Source organism: Arenibacter antarcticus (assembly GCF_041320605.1).
Classification (GTDB): domain Bacteria; phylum Bacteroidota; class Bacteroidia; order Flavobacteriales; family Flavobacteriaceae; genus Arenibacter; species Arenibacter antarcticus.
On sequence record NZ_CP166679.1, the window covers coordinates 764,782 to 789,018 of the forward strand.

Annotated in this window: 20 protein-coding genes and 1 tRNA gene; 11 read left to right on the forward strand and 10 right to left on the reverse strand. The window is 39.7% G+C overall.

Annotated elements, in window-relative coordinates; all coding sequences use genetic code 11:
• Positions 1–36 precede the first annotated feature (36 nt).
• From polA to rpoN, 10 genes are all read left to right on the forward strand, one after another.
• On the forward strand, positions 37–2,883 hold the full coding sequence (gene polA, locus KCTC52924_RS03245; RefSeq protein ID WP_251808860.1) for a DNA polymerase I: 2,847 nt from the start codon (positions 37–39) through the stop codon (positions 2,881–2,883).
• A 367-nt stretch (positions 2,884–3,250) separates the two neighbouring features.
• Entirely contained in the window at positions 3,251–3,706 is a 456-nt protein-coding gene (gene rplM / locus KCTC52924_RS03250) for a 50S ribosomal protein L13 (protein WP_251808859.1), read from the forward strand.
• Positions 3,706–4,092 carry a 30S ribosomal protein S9 gene (gene rpsI, locus KCTC52924_RS03255; protein WP_251808858.1) on the forward strand — a complete coding sequence of 129 codons (387 nt, stop codon included), beginning with the start codon at positions 3,706–3,708 and terminating at the stop codon, positions 4,090–4,092. Before rplM ends, rpsI begins: the two co-directional genes overlap by 1 nt.
• Positions 4,093–4,328: 236 nt before the next feature.
• Positions 4,329–5,438, forward strand: coding sequence for a 30S ribosomal protein S2 (gene rpsB, locus KCTC52924_RS03260; protein WP_251808857.1), 1,110 nt, complete (start codon positions 4,329–4,331; stop codon positions 5,436–5,438).
• 96 nt (positions 5,439–5,534) lie between these two features.
• Positions 5,535–6,359: a translation elongation factor Ts gene (gene tsf, locus KCTC52924_RS03265; RefSeq protein ID WP_251808856.1), complete on the forward strand. Its 825-nt coding sequence runs from the start codon at positions 5,535–5,537 to the stop codon at positions 6,357–6,359.
• Positions 6,360–6,570: 211 nt separating this feature from the next.
• Positions 6,571–7,278, forward strand: coding sequence for a UMP kinase (gene pyrH, locus KCTC52924_RS03270; RefSeq protein ID WP_251808855.1), 708 nt, complete (start codon positions 6,571–6,573; stop codon positions 7,276–7,278).
• Positions 7,279–7,319: 41 nt separating this feature from the next.
• Positions 7,320–7,874, forward strand: a complete 555-nt coding sequence (frr, locus tag KCTC52924_RS03275; protein ID WP_251808854.1) for a ribosome recycling factor — start codon at positions 7,320–7,322, stop codon at positions 7,872–7,874.
• A 293-nt stretch (positions 7,875–8,167) separates the two neighbouring features.
• Positions 8,168–10,582, forward strand: a complete 2,415-nt coding sequence (locus tag KCTC52924_RS03280) for an RND family transporter (RefSeq protein ID WP_251808853.1) — start codon at positions 8,168–8,170, stop codon at positions 10,580–10,582.
• A gap of 79 nt (positions 10,583–10,661) precedes the next feature.
• Positions 10,662–12,095 carry an asparagine--tRNA ligase gene (gene asnS, locus KCTC52924_RS03285; RefSeq protein ID WP_251808852.1) on the forward strand — a complete coding sequence of 478 codons (1,434 nt, stop codon included), beginning with the start codon at positions 10,662–10,664 and terminating at the stop codon, positions 12,093–12,095.
• 40 nt (positions 12,096–12,135) lie between these two features.
• Positions 12,136–13,593: an RNA polymerase factor sigma-54 gene (rpoN, locus tag KCTC52924_RS03290; protein WP_251808851.1), complete on the forward strand. Its 1,458-nt coding sequence runs from the start codon at positions 12,136–12,138 to the stop codon at positions 13,591–13,593.
• A gap of 599 nt (positions 13,594–14,192) precedes the next feature.
• On the opposite strand, the gene KCTC52924_RS03295 is transcribed toward rpoN, so the two are convergent.
• The 8 genes from KCTC52924_RS03295 to KCTC52924_RS03330 form a co-directional block, all read right to left on the reverse strand.
• Positions 14,193–14,882: a porin family protein gene (locus tag KCTC52924_RS03295; protein ID WP_251808850.1), complete on the reverse strand. Its 690-nt coding sequence runs from the start codon at positions 14,880–14,882 to the stop codon at positions 14,193–14,195.
• Positions 14,883–14,969: 87 nt separating this feature from the next.
• Positions 14,970–15,452, reverse strand: a complete 483-nt coding sequence (locus KCTC52924_RS03300; RefSeq protein ID WP_251808849.1) for a biopolymer transporter ExbD — start codon at positions 15,450–15,452, stop codon at positions 14,970–14,972.
• A gap of 21 nt (positions 15,453–15,473) precedes the next feature.
• Complete coding sequence (locus tag KCTC52924_RS03305) at positions 15,474–16,097, reverse strand: biopolymer transporter ExbD (protein WP_251808848.1); 624 nt, start codon at positions 16,095–16,097, stop codon at positions 15,474–15,476.
• 14 nt (positions 16,098–16,111) lie between these two features.
• Positions 16,112–16,555: a hypothetical protein gene (locus KCTC52924_RS03310; RefSeq protein ID WP_251808847.1), complete on the reverse strand. Its 444-nt coding sequence runs from the start codon at positions 16,553–16,555 to the stop codon at positions 16,112–16,114.
• Between the two features lie 24 nt (positions 16,556–16,579).
• Positions 16,580–17,329 carry a MotA/TolQ/ExbB proton channel family protein gene (locus tag KCTC52924_RS03315; protein ID WP_251808846.1) on the reverse strand — a complete coding sequence of 250 codons (750 nt, stop codon included), beginning with the start codon at positions 17,327–17,329 and terminating at the stop codon, positions 16,580–16,582.
• Between the two features lie 77 nt (positions 17,330–17,406).
• Positions 17,407–17,494, reverse strand: a tRNA-Ser gene (locus KCTC52924_RS03320).
• A gap of 73 nt (positions 17,495–17,567) precedes the next feature.
• On the reverse strand, positions 17,568–18,599 hold the full coding sequence (locus KCTC52924_RS03325) for an asparaginase (protein WP_285903408.1): 1,032 nt from the start codon (positions 18,597–18,599) through the stop codon (positions 17,568–17,570).
• An 89-nt stretch (positions 18,600–18,688) separates the two neighbouring features.
• On the reverse strand, positions 18,689–19,456 hold the full coding sequence (locus KCTC52924_RS03330) for a TatD family hydrolase (protein WP_251808845.1): 768 nt from the start codon (positions 19,454–19,456) through the stop codon (positions 18,689–18,691).
• Between the two features lie 37 nt (positions 19,457–19,493).
• Between KCTC52924_RS03330 and KCTC52924_RS03335 the strand changes: the two genes are divergently transcribed.
• Complete coding sequence (locus KCTC52924_RS03335) at positions 19,494–19,934, forward strand: TIGR02281 family clan AA aspartic protease (RefSeq protein WP_251808844.1); 441 nt, start codon at positions 19,494–19,496, stop codon at positions 19,932–19,934.
• 95 nt (positions 19,935–20,029) lie between these two features.
• Here KCTC52924_RS03335 and odhB read toward each other — a convergent pair whose 3' ends face one another.
• Complete coding sequence (gene odhB, locus KCTC52924_RS03340; protein WP_251808843.1) at positions 20,030–21,250, reverse strand: 2-oxoglutarate dehydrogenase complex dihydrolipoyllysine-residue succinyltransferase; 1,221 nt, start codon at positions 21,248–21,250, stop codon at positions 20,030–20,032.
• A gap of 93 nt (positions 21,251–21,343) precedes the next feature.
• Positions 21,344–24,160 carry a 2-oxoglutarate dehydrogenase E1 component gene (locus tag KCTC52924_RS03345; protein ID WP_251808842.1) on the reverse strand — a complete coding sequence of 939 codons (2,817 nt, stop codon included), beginning with the start codon at positions 24,158–24,160 and terminating at the stop codon, positions 21,344–21,346.
• Between the last annotated feature and the right edge of the window lie 77 nt (positions 24,161–24,237).

Consider the following 24,237-nt stretch of genomic DNA (forward strand, 5'->3'; position numbering starts at 1 on the left):
TAAAATAGAATATTACTTCGGAAATAAACCAATAAAATGGCTGAACAAAAGAGACTTTTTTTACTAGATGCTTACGCCCTAATATTTAGAGGGTATTATGCCTTAATCAAAAACCCAAGGATAAACTCCAAGGGCATGGACACTTCCGCCATTATGGGGTTTATGAACTCTCTACTGGATGTAATCCGAAGAGAAAAACCAGACCACTTAGCAGTTTGTTTTGACAAAGGTGGAAGTGTAGACCGCACGGAAATGTTTCCAGAATACAAAGCCAATAGAGACGCCACCCCAGATGCCATAAAAATTGCGATACCTTATATTCAAGATATTCTTAAGGCTATGCATATCCCTGTAGTGGTATTGGAAGGGTGGGAGGCCGATGACATTATAGGAACCTTGGCGAAACAAGCCGAAAAAGAAGGTTACAAGGTATTTATGGTGACCCCTGATAAAGATTTTGGTCAGTTGGTATCTGAGAACATATTTATGTATCGCCCTGCACGAATGGGCAATGGCATAGAAATATGGGGTATTCCTGAAATCCAAAAGCGATTTGGCGTAGAACGCCCCGAACAGGTGATTGATTACTTGGGGATGATGGGCGATGCCAGTGACAATATCCCAGGGCTACCAGGAGTGGGGGATAAAACCGCGAAAAAATTTATTGAGCAATTTGGCTCCATGGAAAACCTCCTTGCCAATACGGACAAGCTTAAAGGAAAAATGAAGGAACGGGTCATTGAAAATGCCGAATTGGGACTACTTTCCAAAAAACTAGCCACCATTTGTGTTGATTGCGATGTCACCTTTAATGCCGCCGATTACGAACTCACCATGCCTGATGGTGATAAAGTACAGGAACTATTTGAAGCGTTGGAGTTTAGAAGGTTAAAGGACCAATTTATAAAACTCTTCTCCAACGAACCTACTGAAGAAACCGCTACAACAGATAAGGAAGGAAAAGAAACCACGACTCAAAAGAAGACTGCTTCAGCCGGTAGCGGCCAATTCTCACTTTTTGGAGGGGATGGGGACAACAGTGGTGCAACAATAGCAGAATTCTCCAGCAGAACTACTATAGCCAATGTACCCCATGTGTACCAAAGCGTATTGCCAGGTATGGCGATGAAGCTCTTCCTTCAAAATCTAATGCAACAAACCTCGGTGTGTTTTGACACGGAAACCACTGGACTAAATCCGCTAACCGCAGAATTGGTTGGGATTGCCTTTAGCTGGGAGGCTGGTAAGGGCTTTTATATTCCATTCCCCGAAGATAAATTGGCGGCTCAGGAATTAATTGAACAACTAAGACCATTTTTTGAAGCGGAAAACATTGAGAAAATTGGTCAGAATTTAAAATACGATATCAAGGTACTGCACAAATACGGGGTTTTTATTAAAGGGAAATATTTCGACACCATGTTAGCGCATTACCTTATTAATCCGGACATGCGACACAATATGGACGTTTTGGCCGAGACCTATTTAAATTACACTCCCGTCTCCATTACCGAACTCATTGGCAAAAAAGGCAAAAACCAAATTTCCATGAGAGAAGTGCCCTTGGAAAAACAGACCGAATATGCTGTTGAAGATGCCGACATCACTTTTCAATTGGCCCAACATTTTAGACCAGAGCTAAAAGAAGCTAAAACAGAAGACCTTTTTAACACTATTGAGATTCCCCTGTTACGCGTATTGGCGGATATGGAATTGGAGGGCATTAATCTAGATAAGGCCTTTTTAAATTCATTGGCCAAGGATTTAGAAAATGACATAAAGGAACTAGAGACCAAGATATTTAAGGAAGCCGGAGAAGAGTTCAATATTGCTTCCCCAAAACAGTTGGGAGAAATTTTGTTCGACAAGCTTAAACTGGTGGCTAAACCTAAAAAAACAAAAACAGGTCAGTATTCTACTGCTGAGGACGTGCTTTCCTATTTAGCAAAGGATCATGAAATTATCCGAAGCGTATTAGACTACAGAGGCCTCAGCAAACTTAAAAGCACCTATATAGACGCCCTTCCCGAACAAATTGAGGAAAGCACAGGCAGGGTGCACACCGATTATATGCAAACTGTTGCCGCAACAGGACGTTTAAGCAGCAACAATCCTAACCTGCAAAATATCCCTATCCGAACAGAAAGAGGAAGACAGGTACGTAAAGCCTTTGTTCCACGTAATGAAGAGTTTATTCTCTTGGCCGCGGATTATTCGCAGATAGAATTGCGGATCATTGCAGCACTGAGCCAAGAGACTACCATGATCGAGGCCTTTAAGAACGGGGAAGACATACACGCTTCCACGGCTTCCAAAGTATTTAACATACCTCTTGATGAGGTCACCAGGGAGCAGCGTAGCAATGCCAAAACCGTGAATTTCGGAATTATATACGGGGTGTCCGCATTTGGGCTGAGCAATCAGACAGATCTCTCCCGTACGGAAGCAAAAGACCTTATAGAAACCTATTATAAGACCTATCCAAAATTGCGTAATTATATTAGCGAACAAATAAATCTAGCCCGTGAAAATGGGTATGTTCAGACGGTATTGGGTAGACGCAGATACTTAAAGGATATTAACGCCAGCAATGCAGTTGTAAGAGGCGCCGCGGAACGCAATGCCGTAAATGCGCCCATACAGGGAAGTGCCGCGGACATTATTAAAATAGCTATGATCAATATCCATAATAAATTAGAGCAAGGAAATTACAAAAGCAAAATGCTCTTACAAGTACATGATGAATTGGTCTTTGATGTCTACAAACCAGAATTGGAGGAAATGAAGTTGATGATAAAATCGGAAATGGAAAACGCCTATAAACTCTCCGTACCCTTAGATGTGGATTTGGGTGTTGGACAGGATTGGCTAGAAGCCCATTAACGATGAGGACGGACTAGCACACCCCAAAAATGGAATTAAGCAGCTCATAGGCGCCATCTCAAGAAAAGGAAACGAAAAAGCGGGTATAAAAAATTGCATACGCTGCCCAAATCACTAGATTAATAAAAAATCTTTATCCCTAATAGTTAGGACAAATACATTAAAAACAAGAGGGGAATATAGTTTCTAATTCCAAAGAAACACGTACGAAAATAATTAAAAGCCTCCCCCAAGCAGGTGTATTTAATCCGAAAAAAGAAAAAAACAATAAAATAATAAGAAACAACCATTTGGAATTCAACTTAATAATTGTACATTTGCAGCCCGTTAAACGGGATTGAAGTGTTTAATAAATAAATATATTAGTGTGGATACATTAAGCTACAAGACGATTTCGGCCAATAAGGCAACCGTTGACAAACAATGGTTACTAGTTGATGCTGAAGGAGAAACATTGGGCCGTCTTGCTTCTAAAGTAGCGAAGTTACTTAGAGGAAAGTACAAGCCTAGTTTTACACCACATGTTGATTGTGGGGATAATGTTGTTATTATCAATGCAGAAAAAATCAACCTGTCCGGTAAGAAGTGGGATTCAAAAACCTACATTCGTCACACCGGTTACCCAGGAGGTCAAAGGTTTACAACTGCCAAAGAGATGCTGTCTAAAGACCCAGCGCGTATTATCGAAAAATCCGTAAAAGGAATGTTACCCAAGAACAAATTGGGTGCAGAGCTTTTCCGTAATTTGAAGGTATATGCTGGTAAAGGCCACAATCAAGAAGCACAAAAACCAAGAGCAATTAACTTAAACGACCTAAGGTAATGGAAATGATTCATAAAATTGGTAGAAGAAAAACAGCAGTTGCCAGAGTTTACGTTTCTCAAGGAAGTGGGAACATAACCATCAACAAGAGAGAATTAAGCAACTATTTTCCTACTGCAACATTACAGTACAAAGTAAAGCAACCATTTGCATTGACCAACAACGAAGAAAACTTTGATGTTAAGGTGAACGTTTTTGGCGGTGGAATTACAGGACAAGCGGAAGCAATTCGTTTGGCATTATCTAGAGCCTTGTGCGAAATGGATGCCGAGCACAGATTGGTTCTTAAACCAGAAGGTCTTTTAACTAGAGATCCAAGAATGGTTGAGCGTAAGAAATTCGGTCAGAAGAAAGCCCGTAAGAAATTCCAGTTCTCCAAGCGTTAATATTGCATTACTTAAGCCGATACTGGAAACAGTACGGAATTACCTAAAATTGTTCATTGAAAGCCTCCAATTGAGGTGGCAATTAAAAAATACCTATCCATTCAATTGGAAACTTGGTCTGGGCCATCCCAGATACAAGTAGAGGTTAAATTAGTTTAGCATCTAAATGTTAAAGGCTCCCATTGGGTACCACTTTAATATTGCTAATTCAAAGGAACGTAAACTAAGAAAATAAAATGGCAAACAAAATTGAAGTAAAAGACCTTTTAGAGGCAGGTGTGCATTTTGGCCACCTTACTAGGAAATGGAATCCGAACATGGCTCCCTATATCTACATGGAGCGTAACGGAATTCACGTTATCAATCTTTACAAAACTGTTGCAAAATTAGAGGAGACCAATGAGGCTCTTAGAAAAATTGCAGCATCAGGTAGAAAAGTACTTTTCGTAGCTACCAAAAAACAAGCAAAAGACATCGTTGCCGAAAAAGCTGGAAACGTAAATATGCCCTACATCACCGAAAGATGGCCTGGGGGTATGTTGACCAACTTCGTAACTATTCGTAAAGCAGTCAAAAAAATGGCTACTATTGATAGAATGAAGAAGGATGGTACTTTTAACACCCTTTCTAAAAAAGAACGTCTACAAGTAAGTCGTTTGCGTGCAAAATTAGAAAAGAACTTAGGTTCTATTTCTGAAATGACTCGTCTACCTGCAGCCTTATTTGTGGTAGATACAATGCGTGAGCACATTGCTGTTAAGGAAGCCTTAAAATTGAATATTCCAATTTTTGCAATGGTAGATACCAATTCTGATCCAAGACAGATCGATTATATCGTTCCTTCCAATGATGATGCCTCCAAATCTATTGAAGTGATCATGCAATCTGTTACTGCTGCTATTGCAGAAGGTCTAACGGAGCGCAAATCCGAAAAACAATCTGAGAAGGAAGGAAAGGATGATGCCGAACCAAAACAGAAAAAAGCAGCCAAAGCTCCTGAAAAAGCTAAGGTAACTGAAGATACTAAAGAAGAAGCACCTGAAGTAGCTAAAGAAACTGAAGCTAAAGCAGAAAAAAAATCTTCTGATAATGCTGCTGATGACCTTACCAAAGTAGAAGGTATCGGTCCAAAAATAGCAGAGATATTCCAGGAAGCTGGTATTCATACATTTGCTGATCTTGCTGCTAAATCTGAGGAAGACCTAGCGAGCATCCTTACAGAAGCAGGACCAAGATACGCTTCCAAAAACCCTGCATCATGGTCAAAACAAGCCAAGATGGCAGCAGATGGAAAATGGGACGAGCTACAAGAATGGCAAGATAGTGTTAAAGGTGGAATAGAATAATCCCCCTTTAACAAGAACCAAATATCAATTTTACATTACCCTAGAACAGGATCTATTTTTAGATCCTGTTTGAAGGAAAATTAAAACATAAATAAAATGGCAAAAATTACCGCCGCAGAGGTAAATAGACTAAGAAAAACAACAGGTGCAGGCATGATGGATTGCAAAAACGCCCTAGTTGAAGCTGAAGGGGATTTTGAAAAAGCAATTGAAATCCTTCGTAAAAAAGGACAAAAAGTAGCAGCGAAGAGAGCCGATAGGGATTCTTCTGAAGGTGCCGCTATTGCAAAAGTTAATGCGGACAACACTTTAGGTGTTATCATTTCCTTAAACTGTGAGACCGATTTTGTTGCTAAGAACGATACTTTCGTGACCCTGGCAAACGAATTGGCAGACCTAGCATTAAACTACGACACCAAAGAAGCTTTCTTAAATGCCGATTACAAAGGAAATACGGTACAGGACAAACTTACCGAACAGACAGGTGTTATTGGTGAGAAAATTGAAATAGGCGGATTTAGCCGACTTTCTGCTCCTTTTGTAGGTTCTTACATCCACGCAGGAAACAAAATAGCCACTTTGGTTGGACTTTCAGCAGCCGTTAATGGTGCTGATGTTGCTGCCAAGGATGTTGCTATGCAAGCTGCTGCCATGAACCCAGTAGCCCTTAACGAGGCTGGTGTTGACCAATCCGTTATTGATAAGGAAATTGAAATCGCTAAAGACCAACTACGTCAAGAAGGTAAACCAGAAGCAATGTTAGATAATATTGCCAAAGGAAAATTAAACCGTTTCTTTAAAGACAACACCTTGGTTAACCAAGATTTCATTAAAGATAGCAAACTAAGTGTTGCACAATATGTGAAATCTGTTGATTCCAATTTGGAAGTAACCGATTTTAAAAGAGTTGCTCTAGGATAATTCCAGCAATCTAAATTTCAAAACCCGCTTTTATTCTAAAAGCGGGTTTTTTTATGCCGTTATGCCAGCACCAATACACAACAATAACCGTAAAAAAAGCAAATTCAATCCCCTAAATTGACTATAAAAAGATTCGCAACCACGAATCATCATCTACAGCCCGCATCATAAATAATTTTGATTATTTTTGCCTTGAATTAATCAACGCAAGATGCTATACAAAAGAATACTTTTAAAACTCAGCGGCGAAGCCTTAATGGGAGAAAAACAATACGGAATAGACCCAAAACGACTATCCGAATACGCCGAGGAAATTAAAGAAGTGGTAGCAATGGGTGTAGAAGTAGCTATTGTTATTGGTGGCGGAAATATTTTTAGAGGCCTTGCAGGATCCAGTGAAGGAATGGACAGGGTACAAGCAGACCACATGGGAATGTTGGCCACGGTCATCAACGGATTGGCATTACAAAGTGCCCTAGAGCTAAAAGGAGTCCAAACAAGACTACAATCTGCCATACAAATCAATGAAGTTGCCGAGCCCTTTATAAGAAGACGTGCGTTACGCCATTTAGAAAAAGGCAGAGTGGTTATATTTGGGGGCGGGACGGGTAACCCATATTTCACAACAGATTCCGCAGCAGTTTTAAGAGCTATAGAGATAGAAGCTAATGTGATCTTAAAAGGAACCAGAGTAGATGGTATTTACACCTCCGATCCAGAAAAAGACAAAACAGCCACCAAATTCGACTCCATCACCTTTAAAGACGTATTGACAAAAGGATTAAAAGTAATGGACACTACAGCATTCACCCTTAGTCAGGAAAACGAATTACCCATTGTGGTTTTTGATATGAACAAAAAAGGAAATCTTATAAAATTGGTTTCCGGAGAAAATATAGGAACGGTTGTAAACCTTTAGTTTTAGCATATTTTGAATTTCATCAAATTAACATTTAGCATATGAACGAAGAGATTAAATTTATATTGGACAGTGCCCAAGAAGGAATGGAAAGTGCCATGGAGCACTTAGAGAGAATGTTTATAAAAATCAGAGCAGGAAAAGCCAGTCCCATTATGCTCTCTAGCGTAATGGTAGAATACTACGGCTCCCCTACCCCTTTGGGACAGGTTGCCAATGTAAGTACCCCAGATGCTAGAACACTAACCGTACAACCGTGGGAAAAAAATATGCTCCACGAAGTTGAAAAGGCTATAATGAACGCCAACTTGGGTTTTAACCCCATGAACAATGGCGATTATGTGATTATTAATGTACCACCATTGACCGAGGAACGCAGAAGGGATCTGGTAAAACAGGCGAAGGCCGAGGCCGAAGATGCGAAGATCGGAGTACGTAATTCTAGACAGGAAGCAAACAAGGAAATAAAGAATTTAGACGTATCAGAAGATCTGATAAAGGGTACAGAGATTGAGATACAGGCGCTAACCGACAAATACATCAAAAGAATAGATTCAGTTTTGGAGGTAAAGGAAGTAGAAATTATGAAGGTCTAAACAATAATTTTTACAAAATAAAAGAGCGGCACTAGGAGCCGCTCTTTTATTTTGTAAAAGCCACTAAGCCACAGTAACTACCACTCCTACTTCCCCGTACTTTACAAAGCTTATTTTTTTTTGGTCAACTTCATTTTTTGATATCTTCATCCTAGGAACAATAGCAATCATTCTCTACCTTTGCCCTCAAATAATTCAAAATTCCAAATAAAACACCTGCTTCAGGAAGGGTTTTTTTACAAAATTGGAATTGATGCCCTTTAGGCAAAAGTTATAAAAGAAGTATCTACCAAATGGTTGCAAAGCTAACACAGGGTTTTTGGGCAAAAACCGCAAGAATCATACTAAGAAATAGAATCCTTATTCTTTTAATATTAGCTGCTACGACCATTTTTATGTCGCTCCAGTGGGATAAGATGCGATTTTCCAATTCACAGGCCAATCTCTTGCCAGACGACCATCCTGTTAATCTGGAATATCTGGACTTTCTAAATAAATTTGGGGAAGAGGGCAATGTAGTGGTCCTTGCAATAAAGGACAGCACCCTGTTCACTCCAGAAAAATTTAACCGTTGGAACAAGTTAAGCAAACAAATGGGTGCCTTCCCAGAGGTAGATTATGTAATCTCTACAGACAATCTTCAAGAGCTGGTAAAGGACTCCCTTGGGGAAAGATTTGTGATGCGCCCACTTATCAAATCAACCCCTACGACCAAAAAGGAAATAGACAGCATAACCAATCACCTCTTTAACGAGCTACCCTTTTATGAAAACCTGATCTACAATAAAAAAACCCGCACCATTCGTACGGTCATATACTTAGATAAGGACATTGTAAATACCTCTGTGCGGAAGGACTTTATTTTGGAAGACCTCAGTACTTTGGTGAATAATTTTGAGAAAGAAACAGGGATGGACGTAAGGATCTCGGGGATGCCTTATATCCGGACCATGAATTCCCAAAACATCATAGATGAAATTGGCAAATTTATCCTCGCGGCACTGGGCGTAACCTCATTAATTTTCTTCTTTTTCTTTAGAAGCTTCAGGGCCACTCTCATTTCTATGTTTGTTGTAATCATCGGGGTGATGTGGGCATTTGGCATTTTGGGACTCTTACAATACGAAATAACGGTACTTACCGCACTGATTCCACCTCTGATCATTGTAATTGGGATTCCCAACTGTATTTTCTTGATCAACAAATACCAACAGGAAGTAAAGAAACATGGTAATCAGGCCCTATCCCTGCAACGGGTAATTTCCAAAATTGGAAATGCCACTTTAATGACCAATGTGACTACTGCATCTGGTTTTGCAACCTTTATCATTACAGACAGCAAACTCCTGAAGGAATTTGGCATTGTGGCTTCCATAAACATTCTGGGAATTTTTGTGCTTTCCCTGCTGATCATCCCGATCATCTACAGCTTTATGTCGCTACCAAAAGATAAACATCTAAAACATTTGAACACCAAATGGATAGAGACTTTTGTAAGTTGGATGGAAAGAATTGTAAGGGAGCGGAGAATTATGGTATACATTGTTTCCATTGTACTTTTGGTAACAAGTATTATCGGCATATATCAAATCGATATTTCCGGAAGCCCCATAGAAGATATGCCTAAAAAAGCAGAATTCTTTCAGGATATTCGGTTTTTTGAGCAGGAGTTTGATGGCATTATGCCCGTAGAGATTGTAATAGACACCAAAAGGCCAAAAGGGGTATTAAAGCCTACTACCCTTAAAAAAATGGATGAATTAGGGGGGCATATTACGGATATTCCTGAGCTTTCCAGACCTATTTCCGTAGTAGACCTGGTGAAATATTCCAAACAGGCCTTCTATAATGGCATCCCCAAATACTACCAACTACCTACCTCCCAAGAGAATGCCTTTATCATGGATGTTGCCCGAAAATCTGCCGATAACGGAAACCTTCTGAGCAGTTTTGTTGACAGCACAGGCCAAGTGGCAAGGATTAGCACCTACATGAAAGATGTGGATACTGAGAGAATGGAGGTCATAGAAGGGAAGCTTCAGGAACATATCAGTAAAATTTTCCCTGAAGACCAATATAAGGTAAGCATGACAGGTAGCGCCCTGCTGTTCTTAAAGGGCACCAAATATTTAGTAAAAAACTTAATATTATCACTAACCTTAGCAATTGGACTGATCGCCTTGTTTATGGCCTATCTCTTCCGGTCATTTAGAATGATCATCATCTCGCTTATACCCAACTTACTACCCTTGGTGATTACGGCCGGGGTTATGGGTTTTGTGGGGGTACCCATTAAGCCTTCAACCATTCTAGTATTTAGTATTGCCTTTGGTATTTCCGTAGACGACACCATTCATTTTTTGGCGAAATACCGGCAAGAGTTGACCGCCAATCACTGGAGAATTAAGAAATCGGTTTATGCAGCCTTAAGGGAAACTGGGGTAAGTATGTTCTATACTTCTATTGTGTTGTTCTTCGGATTTTCTGTTTTCGTCATTTCCAATTTTGGAGGAACTGTAGCATTGGGAGCCTTAGTATCCGCCACCCTATTGTTTGCTATGTTGGCTAACCTCATTCTATTACCCTCCTTACTACTTTCGTTAGAAAGGAGTATTGCCAACAAACAGGTATTGAAGAAACCTCAGATAGACATTCTTCCCTTAGATGAATTAAATTCGCCAAGCGAGGAGGAAGACCCAACGAGATAAAATAAATTTTAGGACAAATACAACCTACTCATAATTTACAAAATGGTTATCTTAGCCACTTAAATTATACGAAATTATAATGAATAAATATAGCGTAAAAGAGCTGCTTTCCACGGATCACCTTCACAAGGAAGTCATTGTTAACGGCTGGGTCAAAACTTATAGAAGCAATAGATTTATTGCCATTAACGATGGATCTACGATAAACAACATACAATGCGTTGTAAATTTCGAAGAATTTGATGATCAACTCCTTAAACAGATAAATACCGGTGCCGCTATAAACATATCTGGTACCTTGGTAGAAAGTCAGGGCAAGGGACAACAAATAGAGATACAAGTAAGAGAAATTAGTATCCTTGGTTCCGCAGACCCAGAAACCTACCCTATACAACCCAAGAAACACTCCCTTGAATTTTTACGGGAAAAGGCACATCTAAGAGTGCGCACCAATACTTTTGCAGCGATTATGCGGGTGCGCTCCACCCTTTCGTTCGCCGTACACCAATATTTTCAAAAGAACGGCTTCCTTTACGTACATACCCCAATTATTACGGGATCGGATGCAGAGGGAGCGGGAGAAATGTTCCGCGTGTCTACACTAGATTCTAAAAATCCGCCTTTAACAGAGGATGGACAGGTGGATTATCGGGAGGATTTTTTTGGAAAAGAAACCAACCTAACGGTATCGGGTCAGTTAGAAGCTGAAGCCTATGCCATGGCAATGGGAAAAGTATACACTTTTGGCCCCACCTTTAGGGCAGAAAATTCTAATACTTCTAGGCATTTGGCCGAGTTCTGGATGATAGAACCAGAAGTAGCCTTTAACGATTTGGATGCCAATATGGATTTGGCTGAGGACTTTATTAAAGAGGTGATAAACTACACCTTGGAAAACTGTAAGGAAGACCTCGAATTTTTGGAGCAGCGCCTTTTGGATGAAGAAAAGAGCAAACCAATGGCAGATCGAAGTGACATGCCACTAATAGAAAAACTAAAATTCGTATCAGAAAACACCTTTAAAAGAGTTACCTATACCGAAGCGATAGATATTCTAAGGAATTGTAAACCTAATAAGAAGAAGCAATTTAAATATCTTATAGACGAGTGGGGGGCTGATCTACAAAGTGAGCACGAGCGATTCCTAGTAGAGAAGCACTTTAAATGTCCCGTTATCCTATTTGACTATCCCGCAAAGATAAAAGCGTTCTATATGCGATTGAACGAGGATGGTAAAACAGTAAGAGCCATGGATATTCTGTTTCCTGGAATTGGTGAAATTGTTGGGGGATCACAGAGAGAGGAACGACTGGATGTGCTTTTAGACAAAATGAAAGCCTTAAATATAGATGAAGAGGAACTTTGGTGGTATTTGGAACTCCGAAAATATGGATCCGCTGTCCATAGTGGTTTTGGCCTAGGTTTTGAACGTTTGGTGCTCTTTGCCACAGGCATGGGAAATATTAGAGATGTAATACCTTTCCCTAGAACACCACAAAATGCAGAATTCTAATCTATATTCTTTAACTTTATAGGAAAGATTACAATCCCCTATGCTGAAACAACACCTACAGTTTAAATTATCGCAAAAGTTATCTCCACAACAAATACAGTTGATGAAGTTAATTCAATTGCCTACGCAGGCATTTGAACAGCGCTTAAAACAAGAGTTGGAGGAAAACCCTGCTCTCGAAACGGGAAAAGAAGAGACGGAGCCCCAAGAGGATGAGTTTGATGACTTATACGACGATGAAACTGATAGCGAGAACATTAGCGCTGAGGACATCAATATAGATGAGTATTTAAGTGATGACGAAATTCCCGAATATAGAACACAAGCCAATAATTATAGCTCCGACGATGAGGAGAAAAGCGTACCCTATGCGGCAGGCATTTCTTTTAACCAGTATTTGATAAATCAATTAAACACTGTTTATCTAAACGACGAAGAATGGTCTATTGCTGAATTCTTGGTAGGAAGCGTGGACGAAAGCGGATATATCAGAAGGCCACTCACCGATATCATGGATGACCTTGCCTTTACCCAAAATATATACACGGACGAAAAGACTATAAAAAAGGTATTGCGTATCGTTCAAGAACTAGACCCGGCTGGTGTTGCATCGCAGTCCTTGGAAGAATGCCTACTTATTCAGCTCAAAAGGAAAGAGCCCACCGCAAGTATTGAACTCGCTATTAGCTTGTTAGAGAAATCCTTTGAGCAGTTTTCAAAAAAACATTACCAAAAGCTGATCCAAAAACACAATATTTCGGAGGTCCAATTAAAGGCTGCCATTACAGAAATAGAACGTCTTAATCCCAAACCAGGCGGATCCTATTCAGGAAACAACAGGATTGTTGAACACGTAGTCCCTGACTTTACCATACGTATTACGGAAGGCCAGCTAGAACTAAGCCTAAACGGTAGAAATGCCCCTGAATTACATGTTTCCAGGGAATATAATAATATGTTGGAAGGCTATAAAAATTCCAAGGAAAAATCCAGATCACAGAAGGATACGGTAATGTTTATTAAGCAAAAGTTAGACTCCGCGAAATGGTTTATAGATGCTATTAGACAACGTCAACAAACGTTGTTTATTACGATGAACGAAATTATGCATTACCAAAAAGAGTACTTCCTTAGTGGTGATGAGCGCAAGTTGCGCCCTATGATCTTAAAAGACGTTGCCGATGCCATAAATATGGATGTATCTACGGTTTCTCGCGTGGCAAACAGTAAATATGTTGACACCCCCTATGGCACCAAACTGATCAAAGAATACTTTTCAGAGTCTATGAAAAATGATCAGGGAGAAGATGTTTCCACTAAGGAAATAAAGAAAATATTGGAAACCGTAATCGGGGAGGAAATTAAAAAGAAACCTTTGACCGATGATAAATTGGCTAAAATATTACTAGAGAAAGGATACCCTATAGCACGTAGAACTGTAGCAAAATACAGGGAGCAATTAGACATTCCAGTAGCAAGGCTTCGCAAACAAATTTAATGGGAACCTTCCTGCAAATAGTATCCTACCTACTACACCCGCTCTACATCCCCTTCGCCGGCACATTGGCATATTTTATAATTACACCCCAGTACAATCCTTTAGAGTTACAGAGCGGAAATATTCTTCCCATATTTATACTCACCGTCATTATCCCTATTATATTTTATTCGATTTTACGCAATTTAGCCGTGGTAAGTACGATTCATATGCCACATTTAAAAGAAAGAAAATATCCTTTATACATTAGTTTAGCATTACTACTTATGGTGGTATTCCGCGTCATCCCTAATAATTTCACCATAGAATTACATTACTATTTCCTAGGAATGATCGCTGCGATTTTTAGTGCCCTGCTATTGCTATTTCTAAATTTCAAATGTAGCTTACATCTAATAGGAATGGGCAGCTTACTAATGTACCTCGTAAATCTTAGCATACATTTCGAATTAAACCTAACTATAGCCATCAGCATCACCACACTTCTTTGTGGCTTGGTTGCCACTAGCCGCCTTTACATAAATAACAACAATAGGGCAGAGGTCCTTATTGGCTTTTTAATAGGAATAAGCACGCAACTTTTAACTGTTAAATTTTGGCTATAAAATATAAAAAATAAGCCCTATTTGTAAGGGTTGTAAATTTAGTGGTATCCCAGTAGGCAAGCTAGCATTTTCCTTAAAAAGGGAACGCAAGGAATAGTACACATGGATATTAAAGGTATTGTAACCAACATTAAAGGCAAGTCCATACTGAAACCTATTTATATCTGGATTGCTAAATCCAACCTTCTCCGTACTGCTAACAAATTTGGAACGATTCCCAAAAACATAACCGAGTTTCATACCCGCGTAGACGCGCCAAAATTTATATTCTTCAGGAGTGGAATTACGCCATCTCATTTGCAACGGCATTTCCAAGACATGGGTCTCTATTTTATTTCTTTTGTACGAAGTAGTCCTGTCCAATATCTCGTATTCTACCCCTGTAAGCTGCTCTACTGCACGTAAATTGGTGTAATAGGAGTTAATGCCATATCCAAGGCCGATGCCAAGCCCTAGGGTCCTATCCCAATTTAATGGAATATCCTTTATAAAGCCTCCTTGAAGGCCATAAGACAAATTCCGTTGCTCCACATCTATGGGCAGCTCCATCAAAAAATTATAGGTCAGCCCTAAGTAAAATTGATCCTCCAAATACTTTCTATCCTGCACGTCAAAGATTACAATATCCTGGCCAACTACTCCTAGGCTTATAAAACAAAATAGCACTTGTAACAATCCCCTCATATGGAATAAAGGTAATTAATTAAACATAAAAAAAACGCTTCAAATGCAAGCATCTGAAGCGTTTTAATTCTCTAATCCCTTAACTAACTATTGTAAATTCCGGAACGCATCACCTTCGTAGGTAGTGTAGTTCACTTTTAAGGCATTTACTTTTCTAAGCTCTTGTTTTATATCTGATATAATACCCATATTGGCATCTTTATCCACTTTAAGCGCCGTGGTCAAAACATTTTGAAGTTCCTGTGGCTTTTTAGCCCTTTCCATCAAAATGTAATCCCCTACTTCGGAAGCATCCGAAAACTTGTCGTTCAATTGAATCTTAGATTCAGAACCGAACACCTTCTCGTATTCCTTAGTAGGTTTTCCCACGTAGATATAAATAATCCTATCCTTTTTCTCCAGTTTTTTCACTTCAGTAGCATTAGGCAGAACATTCTCTACCTTTAAGGTACTATCTTTCATTACGGTAACTGTCATAAAAAAGAACAAGAGCATAAAAACGATATCAGGCAAGGATGCCGTATTCACTGCAGGTAAAGCGGAGTCCTTTTTCTTGTTAAATTTTGACATAGTAAAATTATTTTTTAACTATTAATTTGTTGTAGACGTCTCGGCTTCGGATAGCTTTTGCGGAAACAACTCTTGAATATTTTTCACCTTCTCCTTCAATTCATCCCGAACATTATCTGGAGTTTCAGGATTTAGGAACTCAGCTTCCATATCTGTAAAGTTTCTCTTATACAAGCGCTGGGCTTCACGGTTCCTCAATTCGTTATAGGCTCCTACCAATTCGTTTTGTACAGTAATATACGTTCCGTACTTGGTCTCCCTATCGTTCTTCAAAGAAATAATAGCTTTCGCTGGACTATCTGAAGAAGAAGCATCTCTAGTCCCTTTACAGTAACTGCAATAATCTGCACTGCCAGAAGGGGCTCCCCCGTTATCCAAGAAAGCGATAGCTTTTGCCCTAAGGTCTTTAATATTGGTCAACTCATCATCGGCCAATAATTGTCCGTCACGGTTTATATTAACCTGAAAAATATTCTTCTGCTTAATAATAACGTCCACATCTGGCGGCTCTATTGGTGGCAACATACGATCCAAACCTGCATCAGTTTCAATAGTGGTAGTCACTAGGAAAAAGATAAGCAATAAGAACGCGATGTCTGCCATAGAACCCGCATTTACCTCTGGTGGTGTTCCTCTTTTTGGCATAATATTCTTTTAAATTATTTACTGATCATTTTCTTTGCACCAGAATACAACATGGAACCTACTGCAATTATAGTAAGTAGGAAAAACACGTTTAATCCAGTCCCTATAGCTTTCACAGTACTTTCAGTAGTTGGAACGCCTTTTCGGGCCATTTCATCCAAGTTAACGTCTGTACCATTCGCCATTGCGTAAGATATAACAACAACAACCAATAGTCCAACAATAACAAACATAGCCTTCTTTAAACCTCCCTTAGAAGTTATTAGGTTCATCAATCCAAAAAGGACTGTCGCAACTATTGCAATTCCCAACAAGACATAAGTAATAATGAACATAAAGTTCATGGAGCTGTTATTAATGGCTTCGGTTGCCGGAACATCCGAACTTGGAAGCTGGAACCACAATATGGCTCCTACTACCCCGAGTACAACTAATATTATTTTAATTATTTTATGCATGATACTTTAAGTATTAAGTCCGACTTATTTTTTGTGATCTGCCAACATATCAATCAAACTGATTGATGAATCTTCCATGTCATTTACAATACTGTCGATTTTTGCAATGATATAGTTGTAAAAGATTTGAAGAATGATCGCAGTAATAAGACCAAATACTGTAGTCAATAATGCTACCTGGATATCACCTGCAATAAGTGAAGCACTTAAGTTACCTACCGCTGCAATTTTCTGGAAAGCCTGAATCATCCCGATTACCGTACCCATAAATCCAAGCATCGGTGCAACCGCAATAAACAACGATAACCAAGAAACGTTTTTCTCTAATTGTCCCATTTGAACACCACCGTAAGCAATAACCGCTTTCTCGGCAGATTCAATGCTGTCACCAGCTCTCTCTAACCCTTGATAGTAGATAGATGCAACTGGACCTTTTGTATTTCTACACACTTCCTTAGCAGCTTCAATTCCACCAGAAGCCAAAGCGTCTTCAACTTGTAATTTCAATTTAGTAGTATTGGTTGTTGCCAAGTTTAAATAAATAATCCTTTCAATAGCGACAGCCAATCCAAGGATCAAACACAAAAGAACGATACCCATAAATCCAGCACCCCCTTGTATAAACTGTTCCTTCAACACTTGTGTAAAACCTTTTTCAGCAGCTGGAGCCGCTTCTTGCAAAACTGCCGCCGCAGCCACAACTTTCGCACTTACCGTATTTGTACCTGCTACAAATAACCCAGCTGTTGCTAGGATAGAGAATAATCTTTTCATTTTCTAAACTTAATTTTAGTTAGTTAATAGGGTTAAAGATAAAAAAAAAACACAATAAAAAAATTAAAACTTAACAGCAGAGAGGAAGGGATTCGAACCCTCGATACCCTTTTGAGGTATACACACTTTCCAGGCGTGCGCCTTCGACCACTCGGCCACCTCTCTATTTCATTATCCTTTTACCGGGCAGCCAAATAACAAAAAAAATACTAGAGTAAGAAATTTAGTCTGTTATTTTTTATTGCATTTCTCCCCTCAGAGACGTTTCAAATATGGTTTTGAACAAGTTAGGTGAAACATTATTTCCTAAAAGATACATCAATTTCGTGATTGCAGCCTCAGTTGTGATGTCTTTTCCATTGATAAGACCTAATTTTTGGAGGTGTTCACTGGTCTCATACTGCCCCATTATGACACTTCCTCCCGAACATTGCGTTACATTCACTACAAATATACCTTTTTTAATAGCTTCACCAAGCTCTTTTCTGAACCATTCTTCAGTGGAGGCATTACCCGATCCATAGGTCTCCAAAACCAAGGCTTTTAAATTTGGCGTGTTTAAAATACTGTGCAATAATGCGCGACTCAAACTGGGGAAAATCTTTAAAATGGCGACATTTTGATCCATTTCCTTATTCACCTTAAGCTTTTTCCCCCTTTTAACCTTTAACAAAGCTTCCTGATTCACCTTTAAATGAACCCCAGATTCAACCAAGGACGGATAATTCAAGGAAGCAAATGCCTCAAAATGTTCGGCATTGATCTTAGTAGTTCGGTTTGCCCTATAGAGTTTATATTCAAAATAAAGACAGACTTCCCGCACTAGCGGTTTGTCATTTTCTTGCAGGGCAGCTATCTGTATAGACGTAATAAGGTTCTCCTTGGCATCGGTCCGCAAATCCCCGATAGGCAATTGCGACCCCGTAAAGACCACTGGTTTATCTAGATTTTCCAACATATAACTCAATGCAGATGAGGTATAGCTCATAGTATCGCTGCCATGCAACACCACAAATCCATCATGACTAGCATAATGTACTTCAATTATCTCAGCAATAACCACCCAACTCGTGATATTCATATTAGAGGAATCTATTGGGGTTTCAAAAGAAACACTATCAATATCACAATCCAACTGATTAAGTTCAGGAATATGTTTCAACAACTTCTTGAAATTGAAAGCCTTTAGCGCTCCAGTTTCGTAGTCTTTAACCATCCCAATAGTCCCTCCCGTGTAAATCAGGAGGATTTTTGTCTTTTTATTTACCAAGCTCGAGCTGTTTTTGATAAAAATTTATAAATATCTACACTACAGTGCTTCCCTAATCGATGCCGCACAATAATTGCACATCATCAATACTACACCCCAAAAACCTCCTTGGAATTTGCAGTTGTAATCACCGCTACTTCTTCTATATCCTTATTATATAGTGCAGCAACCTTTTCCAACACATACATTAAATAGGAACTCTCATTGCGTTTTCCCCGAAACGGCATGGGGGCCAAATATGGAGAATCTGTCTCCAGCACAACATGGTTTAGGTCAATTTTATTTAAAAAAGTATCTAGCTTCCCATTTTTAAAGGTAACCACTCCCCCAATTCCCAACTTCATATTATAGGAAATAGCCTTTTTTGCCTGTTCATAATCTCCAGTAAAACAATGAAATATACCAAAGAGATCGTCACCCTTCTCAGATTCAAGAATTTCAAAAATCTCATCAAAACTATCCCTTCCGTGAATGACAATAGGGTATCCATATTTTTTAGCCCATTGAATCTGTTGCTTAAAGGCAATTTTCTGCTGTTCTAAAAAACTTTTATCCCAATACAGATCTATTCCAATTTCCCCTACAGCGTAGAATTTTCTAGCGGCCAGCAACTCTTCCACATGCGCCAATTCTTCCCTGAAATTTTCCTTCACATAGGTGGGATGCAGCCCCATCATTAGAAAAACATTCTCTGGATGCGCCTTCTCTAGATCCAACATAGAAGTGGTATAGGAAGAATCTATCGCCGGGATAAAAAATCGCGTTATTCCCAAATCTAGAGCTGTATTAATTACCAACTCCCTATCATTCTCAAAAAGCTCGCTATATAAATGTGTGTGCGTATCCGTTATCGTCATGGAACAAAAATAAGATTATCTTTGACAAAAAAAGTAGATGACCAATCTTAAAGCGTTTCTTAAGAAAAAAAAATACACCTGTATTCCCCTTACCCTTACTGCCACCAATCATTTTGAAATAAATGTCACTATCAATGGTATTGTCGGGTTATTTATATTGGATACAGGGGCCTCAAATACCTGTATCGGAATAGATAAAATAGATTTTTTTAAACTAAATTCTAAAGACTCCAAAATTAAGGCTGCCGGTGCAGGCGCTACAGAAATGCTAACCAAATTATCTACAAAAAACAAAATTGAAATTGGAAGCTGGATAAAAGAAAAGCACAAAATCGTCCTTTTCGACCTTGTACATGTAAATGAAGCACTTACTTCTCACCAGGCCATGCCAGTAGATGGCATTATTGGTGCTGATATATTGAAAAAGGGAAAAGCGATCATCGATTATAAGAAAACCAGACTTTTCTTAAAACAGTAAGCCCTTATTTCAGCATTAAATATTTCCCTTAAAAAATAAGGCCCGCAAGATTTAGAATCCAGCGGGCCTTTTATAATTTCAATATCGTTGCAAGACTACATCTCTAATGCCTTCTTAACATTATTGTCCATCAACAACTCCTCAGGACTCTCCAGAGCTTCCTTAACAGCCACCAAGAAGCCAACAGACTCCTTACCGTCTATAATCCTGTGATCATAGGACAATGCCACATACATAATAGGAGCAATTGCAATAGCACCGTCTCTGGCTATAGGTCGCTCAACAATATTGTGCATCCCTAAAATAGCACTCTGCGGCGGGTTGATAATTGGAGTAGATAGCATGGATCCGAATACGCCACCATTGGTAATGGTAAAGGTACCCCCGGTCATTTCATCTACAGTAATATCTCCCTCACGCGCCCTTATGGCCAATCTTTTAACTTCGGATTCCACACCCCTAAAGCTTAGGTTTTCCGCATTTCTGATTACGGGTACCATAAGTCCTTTTGGACCGGAAACCGCAATACTAATATCACAGAAATCAAAAGAAATCATTTCTTTCCCGTCTATCATTGAGTTTACCGATGGGTACATCTGCAAAGCCCTGATCACCGCTTTGGTGAAAAATGACATAAACCCAAGACCCACGTTATGTTTATTCTTAAAATCCTCCTTATACTGCTCCCTCAACTTAAAAATAGCAGACATATCCACTTCGTTAAACGTGGTAAGCATAGCCGTTTCGTTCTTAGCCGTAACAAGTCGCTCAGCAACCTTACGACGCAACATTGACAATTTAGTGCGACTCTGCCCTCTGTTGCCACCTGTTGGAGTACCCATAGAAGGAACCGACTTAATAGCATCCTCTTTGGTTACCCTTCCGTCTTTACCTGTACCTTTTATACTAGCTGGATCTACCTCTTTCTCCGCTAGAATTTTCTTAGCTGCAGGAGAAGCTGCACCTGTGGCATAACTTGTTTTTTCGGCTTTAGCCGCTACAGGTTTATCTGCAACCTTTTTCTCTTTCGGCTTGGATTCTGAGTCCGCCTCTTTTTTGGAAGATCCTTCGGGTCTCGAGGCACTAGTATCTATTAAACATACCACTGCTCCTACCGCCACAGCATCGCCAACCTCCGCTTTGAAGGTAATAACTCCACTCTCTTCCGCAGGCAATTCTAAGGTAGCCTTATCAGAGTCCACCTCTGCAATGGCCTGATCTTTCTCAACATAATCCCCATCATTCACCAACCATTCCGCTATCTCTACTTCCGTAATAGATTCCCCCGGGGAAGGAACTTTCATTTCTAAAATCATTTGTTATAATTTTAATTTTTGTTTTACCTTAATTAATTCCAGTACTATGATCAATAAGGGGATCACTTTCGTTATTATTTATTTAGAAATCCCTTAACCTTCTTTTCTAGCAGCATCTGGGGTTCTACTCATATTATTTTTTTCGATATCGAAAACATAATCGATTACTTGCTGATGACGGCGCTTGGAACGTACCGCACTTCCCGCAGCCGGAGAGGCATAAAATCTTCTGGAAGCCACCCTTAATTTATTGGCTTCGCTAAAGTGCATCACCATATGGCCCCAAGCTCCCATATTTCTAGGTTCTTCCTGGGCCCACACCTTATCGTCAGCGAATTTATATTTTTCCATTATAGCTTTCATTTGTCTAGAAGGCACTGGGAACAATTGCTCCACTCGCACCAAAGCTACATCATCCCGTTTATTTTCCTCCTTAACTGCTAAGAGATCATAATAGAACTTACCAGTACAAAATACTAAACTTTTTACTTTTTTCACATCAGCGGTAGCATCGTCTATTACCTCCTGAAACTTTCCATCAGTAAACTCCTCAACTGTAGACACCGCCCGCGCGTGCCTTAAAAGACTTTTTGGGGTAAATACGATTAGTGGCTTCCTGAAATCTACCTTCATATGTTTTCTTAACATATGGAATAAATTAGCAGGAGTAGTGACATCTGCGATATACATATTGTCCCTAGCACATAATTGTAAATAACGTTCCATTCGCGCTGAGGAATGCTCTGCACCTTGACCTTCATAACCGTGTGGCAATAACATGACCAACCCATTTTGCAATTTCCATTTATCCTCGGCCGCCGAAATGTATTGATCGATCATTATTTGGGCACCATTACTAAAGTCCCCAAATTGGGCTTCCCAAATAGTAAGGGTGTTTGGACTCGCCATGGCATACCCATAATCAAACCCTACCACACCGTATTCGGACAATAGGGAATTGTATATTTGAAATATACCCTGATCTTTAGATATATGATTAAGCAACATGACTTCTTCCTCGCTCTCCTCCACTTTCATCACGGCATGACGATGAGAAAAGGTACCCCTCTCCACATCCTGTCCGGACATACGGACGCCGTAGCCTTCCTCCAATAAGGAACCATAGGCCAACAGCTCTCCCATGGCCCAATCCAAGGTATTGTTCTTAAAAAACATATCCCTTCGATCCTTCACCAATTTCTCCACTTTACGCAAGAACTTTTTATCCTTTGGCAATTGGGTCAATACTTCCGCTATTTGGCTAAGCTTTTCTTTACTATACCTCGTATCTACAGGATCCATCATCTCCCAATCTCCCGCATGGTGAAAACCTTTCCATTCATCGGCCATAAATGGGGTAATCACCGTCTTATCTTCTTTTCTGGAATCTTCCAATTCCTCTTCAAGGTCCGCCTTATATTGCTGCTCTATTTCCTTAACATAGTTCTCCTCAATAATGCCTTGAGCCAACAAGCTTTCAGCATAAATATCCCTTGCATTTGGGTGTTTGGCTATTGCCTTATACAATTTAGGCTGAGTAAATCGTGGTTCATCACCTTCATTATGTCCATATTTCCTATACCCCAAGAGATCTAAGAACACATCTCTTTTAAAGCGCATCCTAAATTCAAGGGCAAAAAGTGAAGCGTGCACTACTGCCTCCGCATCATCCGCATTTACGTGTAATACCGGACTTAGGGTCACTTTAGCCACATCCGTACAATAGGTGGAACTACGAGCGTCCAAATAGTTGGTGGTAAATCCAATTTGGTTATTCACCACAATATGAATGGTGCCATTGGTCTTATAGCCCTCCAAGTTAGCCATTTGCACCAACTCATAAACAAGTCCCTGCCCTGCGATAGCAGCATCACCATGCACTACAATAGGTAAAACCTTTGAAAAATCGTCTGGGAAGTGAGTATCTTGCTTTGCCCTAGCTATTCCTTCGACAACCGCACCTACTGTTTCCAAGTGGGAAGGATTGGGGGCAATATTCATTTTAATCTTTTTACCGTTTTTAGCCTTACGTTCAGAGGTCCAACCAAGATGGTATTTCACATCACCATCGAAGATTTCCTGTTCATAATCTTTTCCATCAAACTCACTAAAGATATCTTTGGGTTGCTTTCCGAAAATATTGGTCAGCACGTTTAGTCGACCTCTATGGGCCATACCCATTACAAATTGTTCTACCCCCATTTCCGCTGCCTTTTCTACCATAGTATCCAAGGCAGGAATCAATGACTCGTTTCCTTCCAACGAAAATCGTTTTTGCCCCACATATTTAGTATGCAAGAACCCCTCAAAAGCAACCGCTTCGTTCAACTTCTTAAGGATATGTTTCTTTTGCTCGTTATCAAAATTGGGATGGTTGTCATTTACGTTCAACCAATTCTGTATCCATTCTACCCGCTCTGGGTTTCTGATATACATATATTCCACACCAATGGCGTCACAATAGATGATAGTGAGGTGTTCAATTATCTTTTCCAGGGTATTTGGGCCAATGCCCAATATCTCCCCTGCGGTAAAAACGGTATTCAAATCGGACTTTTCCAATCCAAATACTTCCAAGTCTAGGGATGGAAAGTATTGCCTTCTCTCCCTTACCGGATTAGTCTTGGTAAACAGGTGTCCCCTTGTCCTATAGCCGTCTATTAAACGCACTACTTGGAATTCCTTTTGCAAGACCTTGGGCACTTCCACCTCCTGTCCGCCTGCGACTGACAGTGGTCCCGTTTCTGATCCAGAATCCCAACCTTCGCCGGAATTTTCGATACCAAAATCGAAGCCTTGAAAAAAAGCTCTCCAACTGGGCTCTACACTATCAGGGTTAATTAAATACTTGTCGTATAATTCTGCAAAATAAGAAGTGTGTGCAGCGTTTAAAAAAGAATATTTATCCATGAAAAAATTCTCTGTCTTTTGAACAAAATTTAATCAAAAATACAACATTTCACATATCTAAGCTTATCTTAGACCTT

Bases quoted from the DNA above. Each gene is read 5' to 3' on its own strand.
- polA (WP_251808860.1), top strand. From the start codon at position 37: ATGGCTGAACAAAAGAGACTTTTTTTACTAGATGCTTACGCCCTAATA.
- rpsI (WP_251808858.1), top strand. From the start codon at position 3,706: ATGGAAATGATTCATAAAATTGGTAGAAGAAAAACAGCAGTTGCCAGA.
- rpsB (WP_251808857.1), top strand. From the start codon at position 4,329: ATGGCAAACAAAATTGAAGTAAAAGACCTTTTAGAGGCAGGTGTGCAT.
- tsf (WP_251808856.1), top strand. From the start codon at position 5,535: ATGGCAAAAATTACCGCCGCAGAGGTAAATAGACTAAGAAAAACAACA.
- pyrH (WP_251808855.1), top strand. From the start codon at position 6,571: ATGCTATACAAAAGAATACTTTTAAAACTCAGCGGCGAAGCCTTAATG.
- frr (WP_251808854.1), top strand. From the start codon at position 7,320: ATGAACGAAGAGATTAAATTTATATTGGACAGTGCCCAAGAAGGAATG.
- KCTC52924_RS03280 (WP_251808853.1), top strand. From the start codon at position 8,168: ATGGTTGCAAAGCTAACACAGGGTTTTTGGGCAAAAACCGCAAGAATC.
- asnS (WP_251808852.1), top strand. From the start codon at position 10,662: ATGAATAAATATAGCGTAAAAGAGCTGCTTTCCACGGATCACCTTCAC.
- rpoN (WP_251808851.1), top strand. From the start codon at position 12,136: ATGCTGAAACAACACCTACAGTTTAAATTATCGCAAAAGTTATCTCCA.
- KCTC52924_RS03295 (WP_251808850.1), bottom strand. From the start codon at position 14,882: ATGAGGGGATTGTTACAAGTGCTATTTTGTTTTATAAGCCTAGGAGTA.
- KCTC52924_RS03300 (WP_251808849.1), bottom strand. From the start codon at position 15,452: ATGTCAAAATTTAACAAGAAAAAGGACTCCGCTTTACCTGCAGTGAAT.
- KCTC52924_RS03305 (WP_251808848.1), bottom strand. From the start codon at position 16,097: ATGCCAAAAAGAGGAACACCACCAGAGGTAAATGCGGGTTCTATGGCA.
- KCTC52924_RS03310 (WP_251808847.1), bottom strand. From the start codon at position 16,555: ATGCATAAAATAATTAAAATAATATTAGTTGTACTCGGGGTAGTAGGA.
- KCTC52924_RS03315 (WP_251808846.1), bottom strand. From the start codon at position 17,329: ATGAAAAGATTATTCTCTATCCTAGCAACAGCTGGGTTATTTGTAGCA.
- KCTC52924_RS03330 (WP_251808845.1), bottom strand. From the start codon at position 19,456: ATGACGATAACGGATACGCACACACATTTATATAGCGAGCTTTTTGAG.
- KCTC52924_RS03335 (WP_251808844.1), top strand. From the start codon at position 19,494: ATGACCAATCTTAAAGCGTTTCTTAAGAAAAAAAAATACACCTGTATT.
- odhB (WP_251808843.1), bottom strand. From the start codon at position 21,250: ATGATTTTAGAAATGAAAGTTCCTTCCCCGGGGGAATCTATTACGGAA.
- KCTC52924_RS03345 (WP_251808842.1), bottom strand. From the start codon at position 24,160: ATGGATAAATATTCTTTTTTAAACGCTGCACACACTTCTTATTTTGCA.